Genomic DNA, 16,971 nt, shown 5'->3' with positions numbered 1-16,971 from the left:
GTGAGCGGGTGGCCGATCCTCCCGCAGGCCGAGGGCGGGGCCGCCGCCCGTTCCTACCGTTGATGTCAGACGCGGCGGATCCGCCGCAGAGTGGGAGTACGACGATGAGTCGCAAACTGGTCCGACCCCGCCAGGGTCGCATGTTCGCCGGTGTCTGCGCCGGCCTGGCCCAGCGGTTCGGCACGTCCGCCAACTTCGTCCGGCTGCTGTTCCTGCTGTCGCTGCTGCTGCCCGGCACCCAGGTGGTCGTCTACCTGGTGCTCTGGATCCTGATGCCGAACGAGGACCGCTACCTCGCCACCACCCGCCACTGACCCCCACCCGCCACTCCCCACCCCGACTCCCCCGCGCCGCCCCGCCCCACGCCGCCTGCACTTTCAGCGAAAGAGTGGCCATTCCGGCGCCGGAGGCCACTCTTTCTCTGTACGTGCGACTTCTCTGTACGTGCGACCCGCGGGCGGGGGTGGGGCGGAGCGGGGGCGCGTCGGGTGGGTCAGGGGGCGGTGTAGGTGACGGTGACCTTCTCGTAGCCGAGGGAGCGGAGGAAGCCCTCCAGCATCTTGCGGGTGTTCTCCTCGGCCCGCTGGGTCAGGCCGCTGTCCCGGGCGGCGGCCGTGATCCGTTCCTCGGCGAGCTGGTAGACCTGCTGCTGGCGGTTGGGATCGCCGTCGACCAGGTCACCGATCCGGTTGAGCAGGCCGCGCTGCTCGGCGAAGACGTAACTCTTCTCCAGGTCGAGGTTGGTCTGGCCGAGCTGGGGCGCCGGCAGCTTGATCTCCACCGACTTGCCGTCGGCGGACTCGACCACCGCGCCCTCGGAGATCCTGGTGAAGTCGACGTACGCCTCGACGCTGCCCGCCCCGACGAAGAGCGTCCGCTGGTTGAGCAGCCAGTCCGGCACGTTCCGCCGATCGTTCTGCAGGTCGACGACGACCTGGAAGTTGCCCTCGGCGGCCACATAGCGGCTGAGATCCTGGATCGACTTGAGCAGCGGCGGCTGGCTGCGGTCGGTCTGCTGCTTGGCGAACGGGTTGCGGAAGTCCGGCAGGATGCCGGTCGCCTGCACGCCGAGCAGCACGACCACGGCGAGCGCCGCCGCGCCGAGCACCCAGAGCAGGCCACGGGCCGGGCCACCGGGTGACGGCGGCACGCCGTCGGCCGGCTCGATCGGGCCGCCCGACCGGTCGCGCAGGTCGTCGCCGGTGGGGTATCCCGGAAACTCCCTGGTGGGCTCGTTGATGCCAGCGTCGCGGGCCATCGCCCTCACCGTCCTCGTCAGACAGGTCGTCTTGAGATGACGGTACGTCCCCGGTACGACACGCGCGCGCCGAGCGACCAGGCCGCCCGTCCGCCCAGCTCAGCGGCGGTGCGCGACCGCTCGACCGGTCGTCGGCCGGGGCGCCGGGGCGCCGGGGCGCCCCCGCCGGTCAGGCGAAGGCCGAGACGCCGGTGAGCTGCTGCCCGATCACCAGCTGGTGGATCTCCGAGGTGCCCTCGTAGGTGAGCACGCTCTCCAGGTTGTTGGCGTGCCGCATCACCGGGTACTCGCCGGAGACGCCGTTCGCGCCGAGGATGGTGCGGCACTGCCGGGCGATCGCCAGCGCCTCCCGCACGTTGTTCAGCTTGCCAACGCTCACCTGGGCCGGGCGCAGCCGGCCGGCGTCGGCGAGCCGGCCCAGGTGCAGCGCCAGCAGGTAGCCCTTGTGCAGCTCGACCGCCATGTCTGCGAGCTTGGCCTGGGTGAGCTGGAAGCCGGCCAGCGGCCGGCCGAACTGGGTGCGGGTGCCGGCGTACGACAGGGCGGTCTCCAGGCAGTCCCGGGCCGCGCCGAGCGCGCCCCAGACGATGCCGAACCGGGCCTCGGTGAGGCAGCTCAGCGGCGCCTTCAGGCCGACCGCCCCGGGCAGCCGCGCGGCGTCCGGCAGCCGGACGTCGTCCAGCGAGATCTCCCCGGTGACCGAGGCGCGCAGCGACATCTTGCGGGTGATCTCCCGCGCCGTCACACCGGGCGTGTTCATCGGTACGGCGAACCCCCGCACCCCGTCCTCGGTGCGGGCCCAGATCACCGCCACGTCGGCGATCGGCGCGTTGGTGATCCACATCTTGCCGCCGGTGAGCACCCAGTCGTCACCGTCGCGCCGGGCCCGGGTGGTCATCGACGCCGGGTCGGAGCCGTGGTCGGGCTCGGTCAGCCCGAAGCAGCCGATCGCCTCGCCGGTGGCCATCGACGGCAGCCAGCGCTGCTTCTGCTCCTCGCTGCCGTAGCGCCAGATCGCGTACATGGCGAGCGAGCCCTGCACCGAGACCAGCGAGCGCAGGCCCGAGTCGCCGGCCTCCAGCTCCAGGCAGGCCAGCCCGTACGCCACCGCGGACGAGCCGGCGCAGCCGTAGCCGGTCAGGTGCATGCCGAGCAGGCCGAGCTTGCCGAACTCGCGGGCCAGCTCGCGGGCGGGCACCCGGCCCTCCTCGTACCAGCCGGCGACGTGCGGGCGGACCCGGTCGTCCACCAGCTGGCGTACGACCGCGCGGATCTGCCGCTCCTCCTCGGTGAGCGACGAGTCCAGGTCGAGCAGGTCGAGCGGGGCGGTAGGGCTCATGGCAGCCACCCTAACGAAGGCTCAGCCGCGACCGGTCACTCCACCGGCTCGGAGAGCACCAGCACCCGGGCGTGGATCTGGTTGCGCTGCTGCAACGCGGCGCGCAGCGCGCGGTGCAGCCCGTCCTCCAGGTAGAGCCCGCCGTTCCACTGCACCACGTGCGGGAAGAGGTCGCCGTAGAAGGTGGAGTCCTCGGCGAGCAGCTTGTCCAGCGCCAGCTCGCGCTTGGTGGTGATCAGCTGGTCCAGGCGCAGCGGCCGCGGCGGGATCTCCGCCCACTGCTTGAGCGTCAGGTTGTGCTCCGGGTAGGGACGCCCGTCCCGAACCGCTCTGAAGATCACGACGGCACGCTCCCCTCCCCGTGGCCGGGCCGACCCGCGGCACCGTGCCGGGTCGCGGCGTGGCACCGCGACCCGCGGTACCGATGACCGTGCCAGCCTAGCCGGCCGTACCACACCGCGTTCTGCTCCCTGATGTCAGTTTCGCTACCGCTAGTCCGTTCCTCAACCCGGCGAATCAGGCTCAACCGGTCAGCTCCACCGGCCGCGTCGCACCACTTCATCGACTGGACGCCGACCCCTGCGCAGCGATGGTGACCGATGGTCGTGCGCCCGGTAGCCGACGGTGAGCGCACCGACGGGTTGGTACTCCGCCGGCACCCCGAACGCCTCCCGGTAGGCGTCCAGCCGCTGCGGCGGGATGCCGAAGAAGCACGCGCCCAGCCCCTCGTCCACCGCGGTCAGCAGCATCAGCAGCGCGGCGAAGCCGGCGTCGACGTACCAGTAGGGCACCGGCCAGCGCTCCGGCGAGCGGTCCGTCCAGCCCTTGTCCGGCTCGGCGTACCGGTCCAGGTAGGCGTCGCGGTTCGCGTGCGGGACGACGATCAGCGGCGCCCGGCGCATCCCGGCCAGCCAGCGCTCCCGGCCGCCGCCCGCCGGGGTGGTCGCCGCCCAGAACCGGTCCCGGTCCGCCGCCGTCTCCAGCACCAGGAAGCCCCAGCCCTGGGCGAACCCGGCGGACGGCGCGCGGACCGCGTGGTCGAGCAGGCGTTCGACCACATCGGGCGGGACGGGGCGGTCCGGGTCGTAGTTGCGCACCATCCGGCGCCGGCGGACCACCTCGGCGAACTCCATACCGCCCCCGTTCAGGCACCCGGCCGGACGCCCCAGGCGCCCCGCCAGGTCTCGCCCGGCGCCAGGGTGATCACGTCCCGGCCGGAGCGGAACGCGTCCGGCGGGCAGGTCATCGGTTCGACCGCCACCGAGCGGCGGTGCCGTTCCCCGGTGAGCGTGTCGCCGGTGAACACCTGCCACCAGCCGAACTCCCGGTCGGCCCAGACGCGCACCCCGGCCGAGCCGTCCGGCGCGGCCAGGCTCACCGCGGAGCCGCCGTCGTCGTCCCGGGCCACGTCACCGAAGGTCAGGTCGAGCCGGGCGGCGCCGATCCGGCGCCGGCTGGTCCAGTCGTACTCGGTGCCGGCGACCGGGGTGGCCCCGATCGGCAGCAGCCGGGAGTCCAGCAGCAGCCGGTTGCGGGCCGGCAGCAGCATCGCCAGGTCGTCCACCGCCACCCCGGGCAGCCGCAGGTACGGGTGCACGGCGAAGCCGAACGGCGCCTTCTCACCACCGGTGTTGGTCACCTCGTGCTCGGCCCGCAGCCCGTCCGGCCCGACGCTCCACCGGCTGCGCAGCCGCAGCGGCCACGGGTAGCCCGGCTGCGCCGGCAGGTCGTAGCCGAGGATCACCGCGTCCGCGGCGTGCTCCAGCAGCTGCCAGGGCACCCAGTTGACCAGCCCGTGGATGGCCACCCCGCGCTCCGGCTCGGTCAGCGTCAGCTGCAACGACCGGTCGCCGAACGTGTACTTCCCGTCCCGGATCCGGTTCGGCCAGGGCGCCAGCACCTGGCCGGCGCAGCCCGGGCAGAGCTCGTCCTCGGCGTACCCGTCGAGGTAGTCGACGCCGTCGTGCCGGTACGCCCGCACCCCGCCGCCCACCTCCACGACGACCGCCTCGTGCCCGGCGGCGGCGATGGTCCATTGCGCGCCCGAGAGCGGGCGCTGGTCGGGGGTGTCCATGCGGGGGACCCTAGCCGTTCAGGTCCGGTCCCCGCTCGACGCGGTCGCCGCCCGGTAGCGCAGCAGCGCCGGGAAGGCCACCGCGAGCAGCACCGCGAGCGCGGCGGAGAGCAGGCCGCCGCTGACCCAGGCGACCCCGCCGCCCAGCCCGGCGGCCATCGCGCCGGCTCGCAGGTCGCCCAGCCGTGGACCGCCGGCGATGACCACCGTGTTCACGCCCTGGAGCCGGCCGCGCATCCGGTCCGGCGCGTAGACCAGCAGCATCGACTGCCGCAACACCGCGCTGACCAGGTCGGCCGCGCCGGCCACCGCGAGCAGCACGACCATCAGCCAGAGCTGGCCGGCCAGCCCGGCCGCCGCCACCGCCAGCCCCCAGCCGACCACCGCGACCACCAGCGCCAGCCCCTGCCGGCGCAACCGGCCGATCCAGCCGGAGGTGAGCCCGCCGACCATCGCCCCGATCGCGATCGAGCTGTAGAGCCAGCCCACCGCCGCCCCGCCGCCGAACCGCTCGTCGGCGATCTCCGGGAAGAGTGCCCGGGGCATCGCCAGCACCATCGCGATCAGGTCGATGGCGAACGAGAGCAGCAGCACCGGTGTGGTGGAGAGGTAGCGCAGCCCGTCCACGATGCTGGCCAGCCCGGCCTTGCGCGGGGCGCCGTCGCCGTCCGGGTCCGGCTCCGGCGGCAGCGCGGGCAGCCGCAGGGTGGCCCAGAGCGAGACGGTGAAGAGCAGGGCGTCGACCCCGTACGCGATCGGCAGCCCCACCCCCGGGTCCTGCCAGGCCGCGAAGATCAGGCCGGCCGCCAGCGGGCCGAACACGGCGGTCGCGGTAAAGGTGGTGAAGTTCAGCGTGCTGGCCGCCGGCACCAGCTCCAGCGGCACCAGCCGGGGCAGGATCGCGTTGCGGGTGGGCGAGCTGATCGCGAACGCGATCGACTGCACGGCTATCAGCGCGAGCAGCAGCACCGGACTGCCGACCCGCAGCAGCGCCTGCGCCAGCAGCCCGAGCGTCGAGGCCCAGAGCAGCACCGAGGTGACCAGCAGCACGCTGCGCCGGTCGCGCGCGTCGGCCACCGCGCCGCCCCACAGCCCGAAGACCAGCAGCGGTACGAACGCTGCGATGCCGATCAAACCGACCCAGAGCGAGTCGCGGGTCAGCTCGTACATCTCCACCGGCACCGCGACGGCGGTGAACTGCATGCCGAACATCGCGATGCCGTTACCGAGCCAGATCCGCCGGTACGCGGGCACGGCGAGCGGGCGCAGGTCGATCGCGAATCGCCGCAGCCGGCCCGGCCGCGGCCCCTTGAGCTGGGTCACGGCGCCAGCCGCTCCACGGTCCAGGCGCCGGTGCCGGTGCGCCGGAACCGCAGCCGGTCGTGCAGCCGGCTGGCCCGGCCCTGCCAGAACTCCACCGAGTCGGGCCGCACCCGCAGCCCGCCCCAGTACGGCGGGGCGGGGATCGGGTCGACGTCGGCGAAGCGCTCCGCCGCCGCCCGGTAGCCGGCGTCCAGCACGGCCCGGTCCGGGATCACCCGGGACTGTTCGCTGGCCCAGGCGCCCAGTTGGGAGCCGCGCGGCCGGCTGGCGAAGTACGCCTCGGTCCCGGCCCGGTCGATCCGCTCAACCGGGCCGGTCACCACCACCTGGCGGTGCATGGCGAACCAGGGGAAGACCAGGCTGGCGTACGGGTTGCCGGTCAGCTCGACACCCTTGCGCGAGCCGTAGTTGGTGAAGAAGACGAAGCCGGCCGGGTCGTACCCCTTGAGCAGCACCGTCCGGGCGCTCGGCCGGCCGGCCGCGTCCGCGGTGCCGACCACCATCGCGTTCGGCTCGGGCAGCCCGGCGGCCACCGCGTCGGCGAACCAGCGGTCGAACTGGGTGTGCCAGTCGCCGGCCAGCTCGGCCTCGGAAAGGCCCAGGTCGCGGTCGTACTCGTTACGCATGTCGGCCGGGGGCACTGTGTCGCCCGTCACGTTCTCTCCCCTCCCGGTGGCGCCTGTCGGCGCCACCCGGCGCAGGCCAACCCACGTCACATTGTCTTCCTCATCCCGCCGGGCCGCGTGCGGCGGGGGATGTCGCGTGCGGCACATCCGCCGCGGGTCGCGGATCCGGTTACCCAGCAGGCAAGATGTCACGAACACATCCCTGAGGGGTCGCCTGAGGAGCTCGGCCGGCTGGGGCCGGAGGAGAGCCCGACCGGGCGCGACGACCAGATCCAGGAGAGCGACATGGCCGATTTCAAACCCGGGCTGGAGGGCGTCGTAGCCTTCGAGACCGAGATCGCCGAACCCGACCGTGAGGGTGGCGCCCTGCGCTATCGCGGGGTGGACATCGAGGATCTGATCGGCCAGGTCTCCTTCGGCAACGTCTGGGCGCTGCTGGTGGACGGGCGGTTCGGCCCCGGCCTGCCGCCGGCCGAGCCGTTCCCGGTGCCGGTGCACTCCGGCGACATCCGCGTCGACGTGCAGTCCGCGGTGGCGATGCTGGCCCCGTACTGGGGGCTCAACCAACTGCTGGACATCTCCGACGAGCAGGCCCGCGAGGACCTCGCCCGGGTCTCGGTGACCGCGCTCTCCTTCGTCGCCCAGTCCGCCCGCGGCCTGGGGCTGCCGGCGGTGCCGCAGAAGGAGATCGACAAGGCCTCCACCATCGTCGAGCGGTTCATGAAGCGCTGGCGGGGTGAGCCCGACCCGCGGCACGTCAAGGCCGTCGACGCGTACTTCATCTCGGCCGCCGAGCACGGCCTGAACGCCTCCACCTTCACCGCCCGGATCGTCGCCTCCACCGGCGCGGACGCCGCGGCCTGCATCTCCTCCGGCATCGGCGCGCTCTCCGGCCCGCTGCACGGCGGCGCGCCGTCCCGGGTGCTCAGCATGCTGGAGGCGGTCGAGCGCAGCGGCGACGCCGAGGGCTACGTCCGGGGCGTGCTCGACCGCGGCGAGCGGCTGATGGGCTTCGGCCACCGGGTCTACCGCGCCGAGGACCCGCGCGCCCGGGTGCTCCGCCGCACCGCCAAGGAGCTGGGCGCGCCGCGCTTCGAGGTGGCCGAGGCGCTGGAGAAGGCCGCGCTGGCCGAGCTCCAGGCCCGCCGCCCGGACCGGGTGCTCGCCACCAACGTCGAGTTCTGGTCGGCCGTGGTGCTCGACTTCGCCGAGGTGCCGGCGCACATGTTCACCTCGATGTTCACCTGCGCCCGGATGGGCGGCTGGAGCGCGCACATCCTGGAGCAGAAGAAGCTCCAGCGGCTGGTCCGCCCGTCCGCCCGGTACGTCGGGCCCGGCAGCCGCAAGCCGCAGGAGGTCGACGGCTGGGACGCCATCCCGCACGGCGTCTGACCGACCGATCGCGTACCCCCGGGGCCCCGTCCGATGCCGGACGGGGCCCTCGCGCGTCTCCCGCCCGACCTGGCCGCCCTTCCCGCCGCGCCAGCACCCAGCCCGGCCGCTCCGGCGCCCTTCCCGCCGGCGCCCGCCCCGGCCGCTCTGGGTGCAGCTGTGGTGGCCGGAGCAGCAACGTATGCACCCGAAGCCTGCGGATGTGTGGTGCAAGACTCAGCCGCTGAGCTGGGACCGACCGGCCGGCGGCCGGCCCGGGATGGGAGGATGAGGGCTCGGCAGTGCCGCCGGACCAGGCTCGGATCCCGGCCGCAGTGTGTCCACACGCCGCCGCCGGTCCGCGCCCCGCCAGCTCACCGGGCCCCGGCCCATGCGGAAGGATCTTGAAGACCGTGGCTGACGCACCGACCATCCGGATTCCCGACGAGATCAAGCCCGCCGACGGGCGGTTCGGCTGCGGGCCGTCCAAGGTCCGTCCGGCGGCGGTGTCCGCACTTGCCGACGTGGCGACCAGCTACCTGGGCACCTCCCACCGGCAGAAGACGGTCCGCGACCAGGTGGCCCGGCTGCGCCGCGGCATCGCCGAGTTCTTCTCCCTGCCCGAGGGCTACGAGGTGGTGCTCGGCAACGGCGGCACCACCGCGTTCTGGGAGGTGGCGGCGTTCGGCCTGATCCGCGACCGGGCGCAGTTCGCCAGCTTCGGCGAGTTCGGCGCCAAGTTCGCGAAGTCGGTCAAGGACGCGCCGTTCCTCGGCGAGCCGACCATCCGCAAGTCGGACGCGGGCAGCGCACCCACCCTGGTCGCGGAGGCCGGCGTGGACGTCTACGCCACCCCGCACAACGAGACCTCGACCGGTGTCGCGGTGCCGATCTCCCGGGTGCCCGGGGCGGACGAGGGTTCGCTGCTGCTGGTCGACGCCACCTCCGGCGCCGGCGGGCTGGAGGTCAACGTCGGCGAGACCGACGCCTACTACTTCGCCCCGCAGAAGTGCTTCGGCTCGGACGGCGGCCTCTGGCTGGCGCTGATGTCCCCGGCGGCGCTGGAGCGGGCCGCCCAGATCAAGTCGTCCGGCCGCTACATCCCGGCGTTCCTCGACCTGGTCACCGCGATCGACAACTCGCGGCTGGAGCAGACGTACAACACCCCGGCGCTGGCCACCATCTTCCTGGCCGCCGAGCAGACCGACTGGATGAACTCGCAGGGCGGGCTGGCCTGGGCGGCCAAGCGCACCGCGGAGAGCGCCGCCATCGTCTACGGCTGGGCCGAGCGTTCCGCGGTGGCCACGCCGTACGTCGCCGACCCGGCGCTGCGGTCCAACGTGGTCGCCACCATCGACTTCGCCGACGGGGTGGACGCCGCCGCGATCGCCAAGGCGCTGCGCGCCAACGGCATCGTGGACACCGAGCCCTACCGCAAGCTGGGCCGCAACCAGTTGCGGGTGGCGCTCTTCCCGGCCGTGGAGCCGGCCGACGTGGAGGCGCTCACCGCGTCCATCGACTACGTGGTCGAGCGGCTCTAGCGGTTCTTCACGGTCGGTGGTCGTCGCCCCGGGCGGCGGCCACCGACCGTGATCATCGCCCCTGCTCATCCGCGACATGCGGGTGTCGCATCCCCCACCTCGGCACGGAACCGCGTACCGTGGGGCGAGACGCCCGGGTGGCCGACTCGTGGCGTGCGGCCAGCGAAGCGGGACGGAGGCAACGCTAATGCGCCCAGTACGCTTCGTCGCCCTCTCCGAGGACGGCCAGGCCCTGGTGCTCGCCGACGAGGTCGGGCGACTGCTCGCCCTGCCCATCGACGAGCGCGTCGCCGGCGCCCTGCACGCCGAGCCCGGCGCGCCGCCGCTCGCTGTGGCGCCTTCCGCCGCCGCCGACCCGGCGCCGTCCCTGTCCCCGCGCGACATCCAGGCGCGGATCCGCTCCGGCGAGTCCGCCGAGGACGTCGCCCGGATCGCCGGCGTGCCGGTCGACCGGGTGCTGCGCTACGCCGGCCCGGTGCTGCAGGAGCGCGCGATGCTCGCCCAGCACGCCCGGCGCACCCGGCTCAAGGGCGCCGAGAAGCCCACCCCGCTGGCCGAGGTGGTCAACGGTCGGCTGGCCCAGCACGGCATCGACACCGAGAAGATCTCCTGGGACGCCTGGCGGCGCGACGACGGCACCTGGCGGATCGTCGCCACCTGGCCGTCGGGCAAGGCCACCGCGCAGGCCGTCTGGGATCTCGACAAGACCCGGCAGGCGGTCAGCCCGCACGACGACATGGCGCAGTACCTCTGCGCCGAGCGTCCGACGCCGATCCTCGGCCAGGAGCCGGCGCCGGAGCGGGGCGGGCACGCGCTGCCCGGCCCGTCGCGCGGCGAGCCGAGCCGTGGCGGGCACGGCCTGCCGACGCCGGCCGAGCACGCCCGCCCCGGGCGGGACCCGATCCGGGCTGGGCGGGACGCCCTGCTCGCCTCGCTCGACCGGCCGCTCGGCGCGTCCTCCGGTCGCGGGCTCGACCCGCGCTCCCCGGCCGCGCTGGCCGGCCCGGACGCGCCCCGGCAGCGGGCGGTCGGCGGCGGCGCCGCGGCGCTGCTCGGCGGCGGCCAGGGTTCGGCCTTCGACGACGACTCGGACACGCCGAAGGAGGTGCCGGCCGTGCCGTCGCTGGCGGTGCTCCGGCCCCGCCGTACGGGCGCCGCGGCGGCTGCCGGCGGCGAGTCCACCGAGGCCGGTGGCAAGCCGCGCAAGCGCCTGCCGAGCTGGGACGACGTGCTCTTCGGCAGCGGCCCGGCGGCCCGCGAGTCCTCCTGACCCGCGATCGGCTCCGGCGGCCACCCGGTCGCCGGAGCCGACGCGAGGCACTCGAAGTGCCGCCGTGGGAGGGTGGGGCGTATGGACTACACGAACCTCGGCCGCACCGGCCTGTCCGTCAGCCGCCTCTGCCTCGGCACGATGAACTTCGGGCCGCAGACCAGCGAGCCGGACAGCTTCGCGATCATGGATCGGGCGCTCGACCACGGGATCAACTTCTTCGACACCGCCAACGTCTACGGCTGGCAGACCGGCGAGGGAGTCACCGAGCAGATCATCGGGCGCTGGTTCGCCCAGGGCGGCGGCCGGCGGGAGAAGGTCGTCCTGGCCACCAAGGTCTACGGCAAGATGGGCGACTGGCCCAACGAGCAGGGGTTGTCGGCCCGGCACATCGTCCGGGCCTGCGAAGGCTCGCTGCGCCGGCTGCAGACCGACACCATCGACCTCTACCAGATGCACCACATCTCCCGGACCACGCCGTGGGAGGAGATCTGGCAGGCGATGGAGACGCTGGTCGCGCAGGGCAAGGTGCTCTACGTCGGATCGTCCAACTTCGCCGGTTGGCACATCTCGGTGGCGCAGGAGGCGGCCGGTAGGCGCAACTTCCTCGGCCTCGTCTCCGAGCAGTGCATCTACAACCTGCTGACCCGACATGTCGAGCTGGAGGTGGTGCCGGCCGCCCAGCACCACGGCCTCGGCATCATCCCGTGGTCGCCGCTGCACGGTGGGCTGCTCGCCGGGCTGCTGCGCAAGATGGCCGAGGGCGGCGCGGCGCGGGGCACCAGCGGCCGCTCGGCCGAGGCGCTGGCCGCGCACCGGCCGACCATCGAGGCGTACGAGAAGCTCTGCGCCGACCTCGGTCACGACCCGGCCGACGTGGCGCTGGGCTGGCTGCTCTCCCGGCCCGGGGTGACCGCCCCGATCATCGGCCCGCGCACCGTCGAGCAGCTCGACCGCTCGCTCGGCGCCCTGGACGTCCACCTCGACGAGCCCACCCTCAACCGCCTCGACGAACTCTTCCCCCCGCTCGGCAACGGCGGCCCCGGCCCCGAAGCCTGGGCCTGGTGACCCGCACCTCCGCACTTCCACGTTGATCAAGGGGTTTGCGTCAGGATCCCGGCCGGAGCTGACGCGAACCCCTTGATCACCGGGGCCTGCCGGTCGGGGCGGGCGGGCGGGGCGGGCGGGTGGGTGGGTCAGCCGGGGTCAGAGGGGCCAGGCGGCCAGGCGGTCGTAGGTGGGGTTGGGGCCGGGGTGGCTGCGCATGAGGACCATCTCGGTGGCCGGCCAGGCCGGGCCCTGGTAGCCGTGCAGCGTCTCCACGTCGGCCGCCACGTCCTCCGGTGGCACCCGGTCGCCGGGACGGGCGATCGTCAGGTGAGGGCGGAACGGCTTGTCGTCGTGCGGCAGGCGGGCGTTGCGCAGCCGGGAACGGATCAGCCGGGCGAGCACCACCAGCGCCTCCACCTCGCCCCGGACGTCCACCCAGAGCACGGTGAACCGGCCCTGCCCGAACCGGCCGCCGCCGGCCAGCCGCAGCCGGGGCGTCGCCGCGCGCGCGTCCTGGGACCACTCGGCGGCCAGCCCGAGCGAACTCTCCACGTCGACCAGCCGGTCGGCCTCCACGTCGCCGAGGAAGGCGAGGGTGACGTGCGCCTGCGCCGGGTCGGCGAGCCGGACGTTCGTGCCGGCGGCGGCCGCCGCGCCGACCCGTAGCCGGGCCACCTGCGCGGTCAGGTGGTCGACCGCCTCCGGTGGCGGGTAGACCGCGACGAAGAGCCTCAACCGCCGCTCACCGGTGGCGCTGGCGGTCGTCGGCCCGGGCGGCGGGCAGCGTCAGCCCGGCGGCGTGCAGCAGCCCCTCCACCCGGACCCGTTCGATCTCCAGGTCGACGCCGGTCAGCTCGGTGAGGTGCTCGGGGATGTTCAGCGCCCGGCAGGCCCGGCGGAGCCGGTCGTCGTACGCCTGGAGGACCGCGCCGTGCCAGACCATCGAGCGACCACCCACGCCGATCCGCTGGCTGCCCAGCCGGCGCAGGTCGGCGGCGAGCTGCTCCAGCGGGCGCCGGTCGGTGCGGTCGAAGTCGCTGAGGTCGATGTCGCGGGTGAGCGAGTCGGCCTCGATGGCCCGGTCCAGCCGGGCGATGGTGCGCCGCTCGCGGCGGCGGTCGCGCCACTCGGCGAAGCCGCAGACCACCCGGTCGATGATCTCGTCGGCGCAGAAGAGCAGGGCGATCGCCGCCGGCAGGCTGGCCACCGCTATGAACGCCAGTGCCAGCAGCAGCACGCGTCCGAGCTCCACACATAGACGCTAGGCCGCATCGTCCCGGCCCGCCACCGGATTGGCGGCATCCGCGTCATCCGTGTATCGGGACGGATCGGTCGGCCGGTGGGCACATTCCCACCGGCCGACCGGGATCAGCAGTCCGTGGAGGTGACGTAGAACCGGGGCATCGGCAGCACCCGGAACCGGAGCCGGGCGCCGGAGCGGCGCAGCTGCCAGGTCAGCGCGACCAGCGCGGTGGCCAGCGAGATCAGCCCGCCGATCCAGATGCTCGCGCCGGCGCCGTAGGTCTCGGCGAGCCAGCCGATCACCGGCGCGCCGACCGGGTTGGTGCCGAGGAACACCAGCACCCAGAGCGCCATCACCCGGCCACGGAAGGCGGCGTCGGTGCCGAGCTGGATCCGCTGGTTGGCGGCCTGGGCGAAGAACACCATGAAGAACCCGGTCGGCAGCAGCAGCGCCACCACCAGCCAGTACGCGGGCGCGAGCCCGACCAGGGTGCCGAAGGTGGAGCAGGCGACGGCCGCGCCCAGCACCAGCCAGACCGACGGCCGGCTGCGCCGTCCGGTGCCGGCCAGCGCCCCGACCAGCGCGCCGACCGCGAGCGCGCTGCTGAACAGGCCGAACGACGCGGCGCCGGTGTTGAAGACGGTCTTGGCCAGCGCGGCGAGGGTGAGCTGGAAGTTGAACAGCGAGGTCGCGATGATCGAGATCATCACCATCGGCAGCAGCAGGTCGGGGCGGCGCCGGACGTAGCGCAGCCCGTCGATCACCTTCGCCTGGGCCCGCTCGTCGCGCGGCGGGAGCGCCTCGCGGTGCAGATCGGCGGTACGCATCCGGACCACGTTGACCAGCGGGGCGATCGAGCTGAGCGCGGTGACCAGGAAGACCGGCCCGACGTCGAACGCGGCGATGGCCAGGCCGGCGAGCGCCGGCCCGACGATCCGGGCGGAGTTGAAGGTGGCCGCGTTGAGCGACAGCGCGTTCGGCAGCAGCGGGGTGCCGACCAGCTCGGAGACGAACGCCTGCCGGACCGGGGTCTCCACCGCGTTCGCCGTACCGAGCAGGGCGGCGAACGCGAAGACGTGCCACAGTTCGACCAGGCCGGTGATGACCAGCAGGCTCATGGCGAGCGCCAGCACGGTCCAGAACGCGTTGGCGACGAAGAGCAGCATCCGCTTGTCGTAGCGGTCGGCCAGCCGCCCGGAGATCAGCGTGAGCAGCAGCACCGGGGTGAACTGCAGCGCGGTCACCACGCCGAGCGCGGTGGCGGAATTGTCGGAGAGCTCGAGGACGAGCCAGTCCTGGGCGATGAACATCATCCAGACGCCGATCAGTTTGATCAGCTGCCCGGACGCGAAGAGCCGGTAGTTGCGGACCTGTAGGGACTGGAACATCGTGCTCAGCTTCGCCTGCACTCTTGGTGCGCCTCCTCGCCGTGGTACGCGTCATCGACGTCGGACGGCGCGGGCGAAGGTGGCGCGGTCAGCCGCGGGCGATCTGTTGCAGGATCTCCGCGGCCTGCCGCAACGTGTCCCGTTCGGCTTCGGTGAGTTCGGCCAGCCGGTGGGCCAGCCACTCGTTACGGGCGCGCTCGAACTGGTCGAGCACCGCCCGTCCCCCCTCGGTCGCCGCCAGGATGACCTGCCGGCCGTCGGTCGGATGGGGGGTGCGCTGCACGAGGCCGCGCTCCTCCAACTTCGCGACGATCTTGGTCATCGTCGGCGGCTGCACCCGCTCGATGTCGGCCAGTTCCCGAGGCGTCAGCGCGCCCGCCAGCTTGAGGCTGGTCAGCGCGGAGAGCTGGGTGACCGTCAGGTCGCCGACCGGCCGGGCCTGGCGGACCCGTCGGTTGAGCCGGGTGATCGCATCACGCAGCTGCGGTGCCAGCTGCGCCGGTGGCACGCGTCTCGCCGTCACCGTCCGCTCCGTCACGATAGTTAGCCTAACTAATGAGCCTGGCTAACGACACCTGATATGACCACGCTCACGAGAAGTTCACCCTGCTCCGGGCCGGGTGACCGGTTGGTCACCCGGCCCGGAGCAGAGCCTCAGAGCACCACGGACTCGATCGGCCCGCGCAGGAAGTACAGCACGAAGAGCGCGGCCACGGCGTACAGCAGCGGGTGGATCTCCCGCGCCTTGCCCTTGGCCAGCTTGACCACCACGTACGTGATCAGGCCGGCGCCGATGCCGTTGGAGATCGAGTAGGTGAACGGCATCAGCACGATGGTGAGGAACGCCGGGATGGCGATCTCGTAGTCGGACCAGTCGATGGTCCGCACCGCGGTCATCATCAGGAAGCCGACCACCACCAGCGCCGTGGAGGCCGCCTCGAACGGCACCACCACCACCAGCGGCGCCAGGAACATGGCCAGCAGGAAGAGCGCGCCGGTGACCAGGTTGGCCACGCCGGTCCGGGCGCCCTCCGCCACACCGGCGGCGCTCTCGATGTACGAGGTGTTGCTGGAGGTGCTCGCCGCACCACCGGCCGCCGCCGCGATCGAGTCGACCAGCAGGATCTCCTTCGCCCGCGGCGGGGTGCCCCGCTCGTCGAGCATGCCGCCCTCCTGGCCGACCGCGACCATCGTGCCCATCGTGTCGAAGAAGTCCGTGATCAGCAGGGTGAAGACGAACATCAGCACGACCAGCCAGCCGGCCCTGCTCCACGAGTCGAGCACGTTGAACTTGCCGAGCAGCGACAGGTCGGGCACGTCCACCCAGCTCTTCGGCAGCTCCGGGACGTTCAGCGACCAGCCCTTCGGGTTCGGCTTGCCGTCGACGAACGACGGGCCGATGTTCCCCACCGCCTCGACGATCACCGCCAGCACGGTGGAGGCCAGGATGCCGATCAGGATGGCGCCCTTGACCCGGCGTACCACCAGCACCAGGGTCAGCAGCAGACCCACCACGAAGACCAACATCGGCCAGCTGACCAGCTTGCCGCCGATGCCCAGGCCGACCGGCACGGTGGTGTTCGCCTCGTCCGGGATGCGCCGGACGAAGCCGGCGTCGACCAGGCCGATGATGGTCAGGAAGAGGCCGATGCCGACGCCGATCGCCGTCTTCATCTGGGTCGGCACCGAGCGGAACACCGCGGTGCGCAGGCCGGTCAGCACCAGCACGGCGATGATCACACCTTCGATCACCACCAGGCCCATCGCGTCCGCCCAAGTCATCTCCGGGGCGATCTCGTACGCGACCAGCGCGTTGACGCCGAGGCCGGCGGCGAGCGCCAGCGGGAACCGGCCGACCACCCCCATCAGGATGGTCATCAGGCCGGCGACCAGCGCGGTCGCCGCGGCCAGCGCGGGAATGGGCAGGGACTTGCCGTCACCGTCGACGGCACCACCAAGGATGAGCGGGTTGAGCACCACGATGTACGCCATCGTGAAGAAGGTCGCCAGGCCACCGCGTACCTCGCGGCTCATCGTCGAGCCGCGGGCGGAGATCTCGAAGAAGCGATCGAAACCGTTGCGCGGGTGAGCGGGGTCGGGTGGTGTGCCGTTCTCGGGCGGCTCTACTGCCATCAGGTCCTCGCAGGTGATCTACCGTTGTCGCGCGCATCGTCCCAGATCACCGGCGGGCAGGAAAAGCGGGTCACGTACGCTTGCCGGGTGCCGAAGCAGCAGCCGCCGCGGCCGGAGCCGCTCGACCCGCCGATGGTGCCGTTCGCTCTCGCCGGGATGGCGATCTGGGCGGTCGTCGGGCTGGTGCTGCTGGTCTTCTTCCGCGACTGGCTCACCGAGCACGGGCGGGAGGACTGGCTCTGGACCTGCCTGGCCGGTTTTCTGTGGGGTATCCCCGGTCTCGCGGTGATGATGCGGCACGACGCGAACCGGCGCCGCCGCCGCGCCGCCGCCCGCTGAGCGGCGGCGTCGACCG

The 16,971-nt window shown here is 73.0% G+C and carries 18 protein-coding genes; 6 read left to right on the top strand and 12 right to left on the bottom strand.

The genetic code is table 11. From position 1 onward, the window contains the following. The first annotated feature begins 104 nt into the window (after positions 1 to 104). Positions 105 to 314, top strand: a complete 210-nt coding sequence (locus tag FHX32_RS12090) for a PspC domain-containing protein (RefSeq protein WP_109903947.1) — start codon at positions 105 to 107, stop codon at positions 312 to 314. Between the two features lie 179 nt (positions 315 to 493). On the opposite strand, the gene FHX32_RS12085 is transcribed toward FHX32_RS12090, so the two are convergent. The 7 genes from FHX32_RS12085 to pdxH form a co-directional block, all read right to left on the bottom strand. Next, the gene (locus tag FHX32_RS12085; protein ID WP_167181060.1) at positions 494 to 1,258 is read right to left on the bottom strand and encodes a DUF4230 domain-containing protein; all 765 of its coding nucleotides are present in this window, start codon (positions 1,256 to 1,258) and stop codon (positions 494 to 496) included. 169 nt (positions 1,259 to 1,427) lie between these two features. Then, on the bottom strand, positions 1,428 to 2,597 hold the full coding sequence (locus FHX32_RS12080) for an acyl-CoA dehydrogenase family protein (RefSeq protein ID WP_167181058.1): 1,170 nt from the start codon (positions 2,595 to 2,597) through the stop codon (positions 1,428 to 1,430). A gap of 35 nt (positions 2,598 to 2,632) precedes the next feature. Continuing rightward, positions 2,633 to 2,938: a type II toxin-antitoxin system VapB family antitoxin gene (locus tag FHX32_RS12075; RefSeq protein ID WP_076470742.1), complete on the bottom strand. Its 306-nt coding sequence runs from the start codon at positions 2,936 to 2,938 to the stop codon at positions 2,633 to 2,635. A gap of 189 nt (positions 2,939 to 3,127) precedes the next feature. Continuing rightward, entirely contained in the window at positions 3,128 to 3,730 is a 603-nt protein-coding gene (locus FHX32_RS12070; protein ID WP_167181056.1) for a nitroreductase family protein, read from the bottom strand. An 11-nt stretch (positions 3,731 to 3,741) separates the two neighbouring features. Further along, the gene (locus tag FHX32_RS12065; RefSeq protein ID WP_167181054.1) at positions 3,742 to 4,671 is read right to left on the bottom strand and encodes an aldose 1-epimerase family protein; all 930 of its coding nucleotides are present in this window, start codon (positions 4,669 to 4,671) and stop codon (positions 3,742 to 3,744) included. Positions 4,672 to 4,689: 18 nt separating this feature from the next. Then, positions 4,690 to 5,994, bottom strand: coding sequence for an MFS transporter (locus FHX32_RS12060; RefSeq protein ID WP_167181052.1), 1,305 nt, complete (start codon positions 5,992 to 5,994; stop codon positions 4,690 to 4,692). After that, complete coding sequence (pdxH, locus tag FHX32_RS12055) at positions 5,991 to 6,620, bottom strand: pyridoxamine 5'-phosphate oxidase (protein WP_208418666.1); 630 nt, start codon at positions 6,618 to 6,620, stop codon at positions 5,991 to 5,993. Before pdxH ends, FHX32_RS12060 begins: the two co-directional genes overlap by 4 nt. 285 nt (positions 6,621 to 6,905) lie before the next feature. On the opposite strand from pdxH, the gene FHX32_RS12050 reads away from it, so the two are divergent. The 4 genes from FHX32_RS12050 to FHX32_RS12035 all read left to right on the top strand — a co-directional run bounded on the left by FHX32_RS12050 (position 6,906) and on the right by FHX32_RS12035 (position 11,870). Then, positions 6,906 to 8,012: a citrate synthase 2 gene (locus FHX32_RS12050; RefSeq protein ID WP_088997141.1), complete on the top strand. Its 1,107-nt coding sequence runs from the start codon at positions 6,906 to 6,908 to the stop codon at positions 8,010 to 8,012. 392 nt (positions 8,013 to 8,404) lie between these two features. Next, complete coding sequence (serC, locus tag FHX32_RS12045; protein WP_167181050.1) at positions 8,405 to 9,532, top strand: phosphoserine transaminase; 1,128 nt, start codon at positions 8,405 to 8,407, stop codon at positions 9,530 to 9,532. 187 nt (positions 9,533 to 9,719) lie between these two features. Further along, complete coding sequence (gene sepH, locus FHX32_RS12040; RefSeq protein WP_167181048.1) at positions 9,720 to 10,802, top strand: septation protein SepH; 1,083 nt, start codon at positions 9,720 to 9,722, stop codon at positions 10,800 to 10,802. A gap of 81 nt (positions 10,803 to 10,883) precedes the next feature. Next, positions 10,884 to 11,870, top strand: a complete 987-nt coding sequence (locus tag FHX32_RS12035) for an aldo/keto reductase (RefSeq protein WP_167181046.1) — start codon at positions 10,884 to 10,886, stop codon at positions 11,868 to 11,870. A 138-nt stretch (positions 11,871 to 12,008) separates the two neighbouring features. Here FHX32_RS12035 and thpR read toward each other — a convergent pair whose 3' ends face one another. The 5 genes from thpR to FHX32_RS12010 form a co-directional block, all read right to left on the bottom strand. Further along, the gene (gene thpR / locus FHX32_RS12030; RefSeq protein WP_167181045.1) at positions 12,009 to 12,587 is read right to left on the bottom strand and encodes an RNA 2',3'-cyclic phosphodiesterase; all 579 of its coding nucleotides are present in this window, start codon (positions 12,585 to 12,587) and stop codon (positions 12,009 to 12,011) included. 7 nt (positions 12,588 to 12,594) lie between these two features. Further along, positions 12,595 to 13,104, bottom strand: coding sequence for a hypothetical protein (locus tag FHX32_RS12025; RefSeq protein WP_167181043.1), 510 nt, complete (start codon positions 13,102 to 13,104; stop codon positions 12,595 to 12,597). A gap of 116 nt (positions 13,105 to 13,220) precedes the next feature. Then, positions 13,221 to 14,504: an MFS transporter gene (locus FHX32_RS12020; RefSeq protein ID WP_167181041.1), complete on the bottom strand. Its 1,284-nt coding sequence runs from the start codon at positions 14,502 to 14,504 to the stop codon at positions 13,221 to 13,223. A gap of 67 nt (positions 14,505 to 14,571) precedes the next feature. Next, positions 14,572 to 15,021, bottom strand: a complete 450-nt coding sequence (locus FHX32_RS12015) for a MarR family winged helix-turn-helix transcriptional regulator (RefSeq protein WP_486481015.1) — start codon at positions 15,019 to 15,021, stop codon at positions 14,572 to 14,574. 116 nt (positions 15,022 to 15,137) lie between these two features. Next, entirely contained in the window at positions 15,138 to 16,616 is a 1,479-nt protein-coding gene (locus FHX32_RS12010) for an NCS2 family permease (protein ID WP_167181037.1), read from the bottom strand. Between the two features lie 87 nt (positions 16,617 to 16,703). Between FHX32_RS12010 and FHX32_RS12005 the strand changes: the two genes are divergently transcribed. Then, on the top strand, positions 16,704 to 16,955 hold the full coding sequence (locus FHX32_RS12005) for a DUF2530 domain-containing protein (protein ID WP_167181035.1): 252 nt from the start codon (positions 16,704 to 16,706) through the stop codon (positions 16,953 to 16,955). Positions 16,956 to 16,971: the final 16 nt, after the last annotated feature.

The sequence above is a fragment of the Micromonospora sp. CNZ280 genome (assembly GCF_011759515.1).
This window is presented reverse-complemented; position numbering and strand designations above follow the sequence as displayed.

Excerpts from the sequence above, each read along its gene's own strand:
- FHX32_RS12090 (WP_109903947.1), top strand. The coding sequence starts at position 105 with ATGAGTCGCAAACTGGTCCGACCCCGCCAGGGTCGCATGTTCGCCGGT.
- FHX32_RS12085 (WP_167181060.1), bottom strand. The coding sequence starts at position 1,258 with ATGGCCCGCGACGCTGGCATCAACGAGCCCACCAGGGAGTTTCCGGGA.
- FHX32_RS12080 (WP_167181058.1), bottom strand. The coding sequence starts at position 2,597 with ATGAGCCCTACCGCCCCGCTCGACCTGCTCGACCTGGACTCGTCGCTC.
- FHX32_RS12070 (WP_167181056.1), bottom strand. The coding sequence starts at position 3,730 with ATGGAGTTCGCCGAGGTGGTCCGCCGGCGCCGGATGGTGCGCAACTAC.
- FHX32_RS12065 (WP_167181054.1), bottom strand. The coding sequence starts at position 4,671 with ATGGACACCCCCGACCAGCGCCCGCTCTCGGGCGCGCAATGGACCATC.
- pdxH (WP_208418666.1), bottom strand. The coding sequence starts at position 6,620 with ATGCGTAACGAGTACGACCGCGACCTGGGCCTTTCCGAGGCCGAGCTG.
- FHX32_RS12050 (WP_088997141.1), top strand. The coding sequence starts at position 6,906 with ATGGCCGATTTCAAACCCGGGCTGGAGGGCGTCGTAGCCTTCGAGACC.
- sepH (WP_167181048.1), top strand. The coding sequence starts at position 9,720 with ATGCGCCCAGTACGCTTCGTCGCCCTCTCCGAGGACGGCCAGGCCCTG.
- FHX32_RS12035 (WP_167181046.1), top strand. The coding sequence starts at position 10,884 with ATGGACTACACGAACCTCGGCCGCACCGGCCTGTCCGTCAGCCGCCTC.
- FHX32_RS12010 (WP_167181037.1), bottom strand. The coding sequence starts at position 16,616 with ATGGCAGTAGAGCCGCCCGAGAACGGCACACCACCCGACCCCGCTCAC.